This window comes from Pleomorphomonas carboxyditropha, from assembly GCF_002770725.1.
Classification (GTDB): domain Bacteria; phylum Pseudomonadota; class Alphaproteobacteria; order Rhizobiales; family Pleomorphomonadaceae; genus Pleomorphomonas; species Pleomorphomonas carboxyditropha.
In genome coordinates this window covers 1-7,150 of the sequence record NZ_NQVN01000052.1, presented here as the reverse complement: position 1 = coordinate 7,150, position 7,150 = coordinate 1, and the positions used below count along the sequence as shown (strand labels likewise).

The 7,150-nt window shown below is 65.0% G+C and carries 4 protein-coding genes and 1 pseudogene; all 5 read right to left on the bottom strand.

All coding sequences use genetic code 11. The features are described 5' to 3' along the window. Positions 1-659: respiratory nitrate reductase subunit gamma (gene narI, locus CJ014_RS27015; RefSeq protein WP_100083594.1), on the bottom strand; the 659-nt coding region annotated here is incomplete at its 3' end. After that, positions 652-1,329 carry a nitrate reductase molybdenum cofactor assembly chaperone gene (gene narJ, locus CJ014_RS27010; RefSeq protein WP_100083593.1) on the bottom strand — a complete coding sequence of 226 codons (678 nt, stop codon included), beginning with the start codon at positions 1,327-1,329 and terminating at the stop codon, positions 652-654. The genes narJ and narI, both read right to left, overlap by 8 nt. After that, positions 1,329-2,855: a nitrate reductase subunit beta gene (narH, locus tag CJ014_RS27005; RefSeq protein WP_100083592.1), complete on the bottom strand. Its 1,527-nt coding sequence runs from the start codon at positions 2,853-2,855 to the stop codon at positions 1,329-1,331. The genes narJ and narH overlap by 1 nt, the downstream gene beginning before the upstream one ends. 3 nt (positions 2,856-2,858) lie before the next feature. Further along, positions 2,859-6,605 carry a nitrate reductase subunit alpha gene (locus CJ014_RS27000; protein WP_100083591.1) on the bottom strand — a complete coding sequence of 1,249 codons (3,747 nt, stop codon included), beginning with the start codon at positions 6,603-6,605 and terminating at the stop codon, positions 2,859-2,861. A gap of 20 nt (positions 6,606-6,625) precedes the next feature. Then, a pseudogene (locus CJ014_RS26995) lies at positions 6,626-7,150 on the bottom strand (nitrate/nitrite transporter); the annotation flags it as partial.

Genomic DNA, 7,150 nt, shown 5'->3' with positions numbered 1-7,150 from the left:
CCGGTCCTGCCGAGGTACCAGACGGGCGCGCTCCAGACGTGCACCAGACGGGTGAACGGGAACACCAGGAAGATCGTCAGGCCGAGCAGGATGTGGGTCTTGAAGATCCAGTGGACGTCGGCGAGATAGGCCGCCGCCGAGGGCTGGGCGGTGACGATGCCCTGGGCCCAGGCCATCAGCTTCACCATCTCGTGGCCGTCGAGATTGTGCGCCGACACGAAGATCGACGACAGGCCGAGCGTCAACTGCGCCCAGAGCAGCAGCAGGATGGCGATGTCGGAAAAGCTGGAGGTCTTGCGGATGCGCGGGTCGAACAGCCGGCGGTGCGCAAGCAGCGCGATGCCGACAAAGCAGGCGACCCCGGCGATGCCGCCGACCGTCATGGCCAGGAGCTGTTTAAAGGTGTGGCTGATGCCGAGCGCATCGAACACCCGGACCGGCGTCAAAAGGCCGACCAAATGGCCGCCGAAGATGACGAGGATGCCGACGTGGAACAAGTTGGATCCCCAGAACAGCTGACGTCGGCGCAGAAGCTGCGACGAGCCGGTCTTCCAGGTGTATTGCTCGCGATCGAAGCGGATCAGGCTGCCGAGCGCGAACACGGTGAGGCAGACATAGGGGTACCAGCCGAAGAGTGCGCTGTTGATGTACTCAGACATGGTTCGTCTCCTCGGAGCGCGCATCGCGGCGGGCGGCGCGGATACGGCTCATGGTGCGGTCGGACGAGCAGCCGGGCGCGGCCTCAGGCCCAAAGGCGACCGGATCCTCGGCCCAGTCGGCATCGATGTCCCTGGGTTCGGCAAGCTCCACCGGTTCGGCGTTCGCGCTGCCCGACAGGACAAGCAAGGCGCCGAACACGCCGGCATAGGTCGAGCCGCGGGCGACAAGACGCTCGCGCAGGGCGGCGACGATCGGCGCGATGTCGGTCAGCAGCTGGCGAGCCTCACCGATGGGGCGGGTCGAGGCATATTCGAGGAGGAGCGGCAGATAGTCAGGCAGCTCGTTCGCCGTCATGGTCAGCCCGCCGCGTTCGTAGAGCGCGGCAAGGTCGACCATCGCCTGACCACGGTCGCGGCTCTCGCCGTGCACGTGCTCGAACAGATTGAGCGTCAAGGACCGGGAGCGGTCGAACAACTCGACATAGCGCTCCTGGAGATCGTAGAGGTCGTCGTTGCGGAGTTCGGCGAGCAGCGGCCAGAGGTCGGCACGCTCGCGCGCCGACACCAGGCCTTCGTCGACCAGAACCGAGCCGATGTCGGCGACCGCCTCGCGCAGCCCTTCGGTCGGGTAGGCAAGAAGCACCGAAAGTGCCCTCAACGTATTGGACATCACAGCACCTCCATCGGATTTCTGGCCTTCTTCACCTTGGCGGTGGAGAAAAGGTTGGTATCGCTGTCGCCACCCGAGCAACCGTTGCCGAAGGAGAAGCCGCAGGAGCCGCGCAGGCTGAGCGCGTCGTCGTTGATCTCGCGATGGCTGGTCGGGATGACGAAGCGGTCCTCGTAGTTGGCGATCGCCATCACCCGGTACATATCCTCGATGGTCGCACCCGACAGGCCGACGCTGGCGGCGAGCGTTTCGTCGACGAAGCCGTCGACCGTCTTGCCGCGCATGTAGGCTCGCATCGCCAGCATGCGCTCGAGAGCGAGCGTCACCGGCTCTTCCTTGCCGGCGGTGAGCAGGTTGGCGAGATAGCGGACGGGGATGCGCAGGCTGCGGACGTCCGGCATGCCATTCGTCTCGCCGATCCGGCCGGCGGCAGCCGCCGACTGGATGGGAGACAGCGGCGGCACGTACCAGACCATCGGCAGGGTGCGGTATTCGGGATGGAGCGGGAAGGCGACCTTCCACTCCATCGCCATCTTCCAGATCGGCGACTGGCGCGCCGCCTCGATCCAGCTATCCGGCACGCCGTCGGCGCGGGCCTGGGCGATCACCGCCGGGTCCTTCGGGTCGAGGAAGACCTTCAGTTGCTCCTCGTAGAGGTCCTGCTCGTTCTCGGTCGATGCGGCGGCCTCGATGCGGTCGGCGTCGTAAAGCAGCACGCCGAGATAGCGGATGCGGCCGACGCAGGTTTCCGAACAGACCGTCGGCTGGCCGGATTCGATGCGCGGATAGCAGAAGATACACTTCTCGGATTTGCCCGAAGACCAGTTGTAGTAGATCTTCTTGTAGGGACAGCCTGAAACGCACATGCGCCAGCCGCGGCACTTGTCCTGGTCGATCAGGACGATGCCGTCCTCCTCGCGCTTGTAGATCGCCCCCGACGGACAGGAGGCGACGCAGGCCGGGTTGAGGCAGTGCTCGCAGAGGCGCGGCAGGTACATCATGAAGGTGTTTTCGAATTCACCGTAGATGTCCTTCTGGACGCCCTCGAAGTTGACGTCCTTCGACCGCTTCTCGAACTCGCCGCCGAGGATCTCTTCCCAGTTCGGTCCCCACTCGATCTTCTCCATACGCTCGCCGGTGATGGCCGAGCGCGGTCGGGCGGTCGGGAAAGCCTTCGACTCCTTTGCGGTGTGCAGGTGCTCGTAATCGAAGGTGAACGGCTCGTAGTAGTCGTCGATCTCCGGCAGATCCGGGTTGGCGAAGATGTTGGCCAGCACCCGCCACTTGGCGCCGATCCTCGGCTCGATCTTGCCGTTCTTCTTGCGGCGCCAGCCGCCGTTCCAGCGGTTCTGGTTCTCCCACTCGCGCGGGTAACCAACGCCGGGCTTGGTCTCGACGTTGTTGAACCAGGCGTATTCGACGCCTTCGCGGCTGGTCCAGACGTTCTTGCAGGTGACCGAACAGGTGTGACAGCCGATGCATTTGTCGAGGTTCAGCACCATGGCGATCTGGGCACGGATCTTCATGTCTCAAACCTCCTGAACAGCCGGGACATCCGAAGCGGCGAGCGGCTCTTCCAGCCAGTCGATCCTGGACATCTTGCGAATGACGATGAACTCGTCGCGGTTGGAACCGACGGTGCCGTAGTAGTTGAAGCCGTAGGATTGCTGGGCGTAGCCGCCGATCATGTGGGTCGGCTTCAGCACGGCGCGGGTGACCGAGTTGTGGATGCCACCCCGGTTGCCGGTGAGCTCCGAGCCGGGCGTGTTCACGATCTTTTCCTGGGCGTGGTACATCAGCATCATGCCCGGATTGACGCGCTGGGAAACGACCGCGCGGGCCGTCAGCGCCCCGTTGGCGTTGAACACCTCCACCCAGTCGTTGTCGACGATACCGGCCGAGCGGGCATCGGTTTCCGATATCCACACCACCGGCCCGCCGCGATTGAGCGTCAGCATCAGGAGGTTGTCGGTATAGGTGGAGTGGATGCCCCACTTCTGATGCGGCGTGATGAAGTTGAGGACGACCTCCTTCTCGCCGTTGCTCTTGTGCTCGCCGAGCCGTGCAATGGCCTTGAGGTCGACCGGCGGCTTCCAGGTGACGAAGCTCTCGCCGAAGGCCCGCATCCACAGATGGTCCTGATAGAGCTGCTGCCGGCCGGTCAGCGTCCGCCATGGGATCAATTCATGGACGTTGGTATAGCCGGCGTTGTAGCAGACCTTTTCGCTCTCGATACCCGACCAGGTGGGCGAGGAGATGATCTTGCGCGGCTGCGCCTGGATGTCGCGGAAGCGGATCTTCTCGTCTTCCTTCGGCAGGGCGAGATGAGCGTGCTCGCGGCCCGTGGCCTTGCCGAGCGCTTCCCACGCCTTGACGGCGACCTCGCCGTTGGTCTCGGGGGCGAGCATCAGCACCACTTCGGTGGCGTCGATGTCGGTGTCGATCTTGGGCAGGCCCTTGACGACGCCGTCAAGATGCACGCCGTTGAGCGCGCCGAGCGCCTCGACCTCGTGCGCCGTCTTCCAGGCGATGCCCTTGCCGCCGTTGCCGATGTCGGTCATCAGCGGCCCGAGGGCGGTGAAGCGCTCGAAGATGTGCGGGTAGTCGCGCTTGATGACACTGACCGCCGGCATGGTCCGCCCGGGGATCGGTTCGATCTCGCCGCGCTTCCAGTCGGCGACGTCGAAGGCTTGCGCCATCTCGCCGGGGCTGTCGTGCTGGATCGGGGTGAGGACGACATCCTCCTCGACGCCCAGCACTTCGGGCGCAACGGTGGAGAAAGCCTTGGCGAGGCCCTTGTAGATCTCCCAATCCGAGCGCGCTTCCCAGGCCGGGTCCACCGCTGCGGAGAGCGGATGGATGAAGGGGTGCATGTCGGACGTGTTGAGATCGTTCTTCTCGTACCAGGTGGCGGTGGGCAGCACGATGTCGGAGTAGACGCAGGTCGTCGACATGCGGAAGTCGAGCGTCACCAGAAGGTCGAGTTTCCCCTCGGGAGCCTTGTCGTGCCAGACGACCTCCTTGTTCAGCACCGCGCCTTCGGTGCCGAGGTCCTTGCCCATCACGCCGTGCCGGGTTCCGAGCAGGTGCTTGAGGAAATACTCGTGCCCCTTGCCGGACGAGCCCAGGAGGTTGGAGCGCCAGACGAACATGTTGCGCGGCCAGTTGGCGGGATCGTCGGGGTCTTCGCAGGAGAGGTTCAGATCACCCGACTTCAGAGCCCTGGCGACGTAATCCTTCACCTCCAGGCCCGAGGCCTTGGCAGCGGCTGCGATAGCGAGCGAATTCTCCTTGAGCTGCGGCGCCGAGGGAAGCCAGCCCATGCGCTCGGCACGGACGTTGTAGTCGATGAAACTGTTCTCCCATTCGCCCTTTGGCGCCGTCGGCGACAGGATCTCGGCCGCCGTCAGGCTCTCGTAGCGCCACTGATCGGTGTGGGCGTAGAAGAACGAGGTCGAGTTCTGCTGACGCGATGGACGCGCCCAGTCGAGGCCGAAGGCGAGCGGCGCCCAACCCGTCTGCGGCCGGAGCTTCTCCTGTCCGACATAGTGCGACCAGCCGCCACCCGACTGGCCGATGGCACCGCAGAACACCAGGAGGTTGATCACCCCCCGGTAGTTCATGTCCATGTGATACCAGTGGTTCATGCCCGCCCCGATGATGATCATCGAGCGGCCATTCGTCTTCTCGGCGTTGTCGGCGAACTCGCGGGCAACGGTCACGATCGCGTCGCGCTTGACGCCGGTGATCTTCTCGGCCCACGCCGGGGTGAACGGCACGTCCTGATCATAGGTGCGGGCAACGAAATCGCCGCCGAAGCCGCGATCGAGGCCGTAGTTGGCCATCATCAGATCGTAGACGGTGGCAACCTTCACCTTTGATCCATCAGCCGTGGCGATCTCGCGGATCGGAACATTCCGCGTCAGGATGTCGCCGTGGCTGGTCGAGACGAAATGCTCGCTGGCCCTGCCGCCGAAATAGGGAAAGTCGACGGCGGCGATTTCGTGATCGGCATCGGCCAGCGTCAATTTCAGACGCACGTTCCGGCCGGCGCCGTCCTTGTCTTCGAGGTTCCAGAGACCGCTCTCGCCCCAGCGGAAGCCGATCGAGCCGAGCGGCGCGATAAGATCGCCGCTGGTCTCGTCGATCGCCACCGTCTTCCAGTCGGGATTGTTGGCCTCACCAAGACCGCCCGGCAGTTCGGAGGCGCGCAGCAGGCGCTGCGGAATGAGGTGTCCGTCCTTCTCCTCCATCCGGACGAGGAACGGCATGTCGGTGTAGCGGCGCGTATAGTCGTCGAAATAATCAACGCGGCGGTCGAGGTGGAATTCCCGGAGGATGACGTGGCCCATGGCCAGCGCCAGCGCGGCGTCAGTGCCCTGCTTGGGCGCAAGCCAGATGTCGGCGAACTTGGTCGCCTCGGCATAGTCGGGGCTGACGACGGCGCTCTTGGTGCCCTTGTAACGAACCTCGGTGTAGAAATGAGCGTCGGGCGTGCGCGTCTGCGGCACGTTGGAACCCCAGAGGATCAGGAAGCCGGCGTTGTACCAGTCGGCGCTTTCCGGCACGTCGGTCTGCTCGCCCCAAGTCTGGGGCGAGGCGGGCGGCAGGTCGCAGTACCAGTCGTAGAACGACAGGCAGACGCCGCCGAGCAGCGACAGATAGCGGGCGCCGGCCGCATAGGAGATCATCGACATGGCCGGAATGGGCGAGAAGCCGACGACGCGGTCGGGGCCATGCGCCTTGATGGTATGGGCGTTGGCGGCGGCGATGATCTCGTTGACCTCGTCCCAGGTCGCCCGCACCAGTCCGCCGTGGCCGCGGATCGAGGTGTAGGACCGCCGCTTCTCGGCATCGCCGACGATCGACGACCAGGCGGCGACCGGCGACATGGTCTTGCGCGCCTCGCGCCATAGCCTCAGCAGGCGGCCACGCACCATCGGATGCTTCACCCGGGCGCCGGAATAGAGATACCAGCTGTAGGACGCGCCGCGGGCGCAGCCGCGCGGCTCATGGTTCGGCAGATCGGCCCGGGTCCGGGGATAGTCGGTCTGCTGGGTCTCCCAGGTGACGATGCCGCCCTTGACGTAGATCTTCCACGAGCACGAGCCGGTGCAGTTCACGCCATGGGTCGAGCGGACGATCTTGTCATGCTGCCAGCGCTTGCGATAGCCGTCCTCCCAGGACCGGTCCTCGTCGGTGACAATGCCGTGGTTGTCCGAAAAGGGCTCGACGGTCTTGCGGAAAAAGGTCAGGCGATCGAGAAAATGCGACATTGTTCTCGCCTTTCGTGGGATTAGCGGGTGGCAGGGGCGACAGCGGACCGGCGCTGCCGCTCGACGTCGTAGAGAAGACCGCCCCGGCGCGCGTAGACGGCCCAGGTGATCGCGAGGCAGGTGACGTAGAAGGCCATGAACGACCACAGGGCCGCTTCGGCGCCGCCGGTCAGCGCGATCGAGGTTCCGAAGCCCTTGGGGATGAAGAAGGCACCGAAGGCGGCGATGGCCGAGGTGAAGCCGGTGATGGCCGCGGCCTCCTTCTCGGCCTGACGGCGGCGCGTTTCCGGATCGGCATCGGGCATCAGCCGCGCCATCTCCCGCGCTGAGATGGCCGGGATCATCTGGAAGGTCGAGGCATTGCCGACACCGGTGGCGAAGAACAGCACCAGGAACGACACGAAGAAGCCCCAGAAAGCCCCCGGCTGATCCTTGATGCCGATGAACCAGAGGACGCCGGCCGTTCCGGCCATCATCAGCGCGAACACCCAGACGGTGACGCGGGCGCCGCCCTGCCGGTCGGCCAGCCAGCCAGTCCCCGAACG

What these genes read in the sequence shown, in the direction of transcription:
- narJ (WP_100083593.1), bottom strand. Translation starts at nt 1,329, where the DNA reads ATGTCCAATACGTTGAGGGCACTTTCGGTGCTTCTTGCCTACCCGACC.
- narH (WP_100083592.1), bottom strand. Translation starts at nt 2,855, where the DNA reads ATGAAGATCCGTGCCCAGATCGCCATGGTGCTGAACCTCGACAAATGC.
- CJ014_RS27000 (WP_100083591.1), bottom strand. Translation starts at nt 6,605, where the DNA reads ATGTCGCATTTTCTCGATCGCCTGACCTTTTTCCGCAAGACCGTCGAG.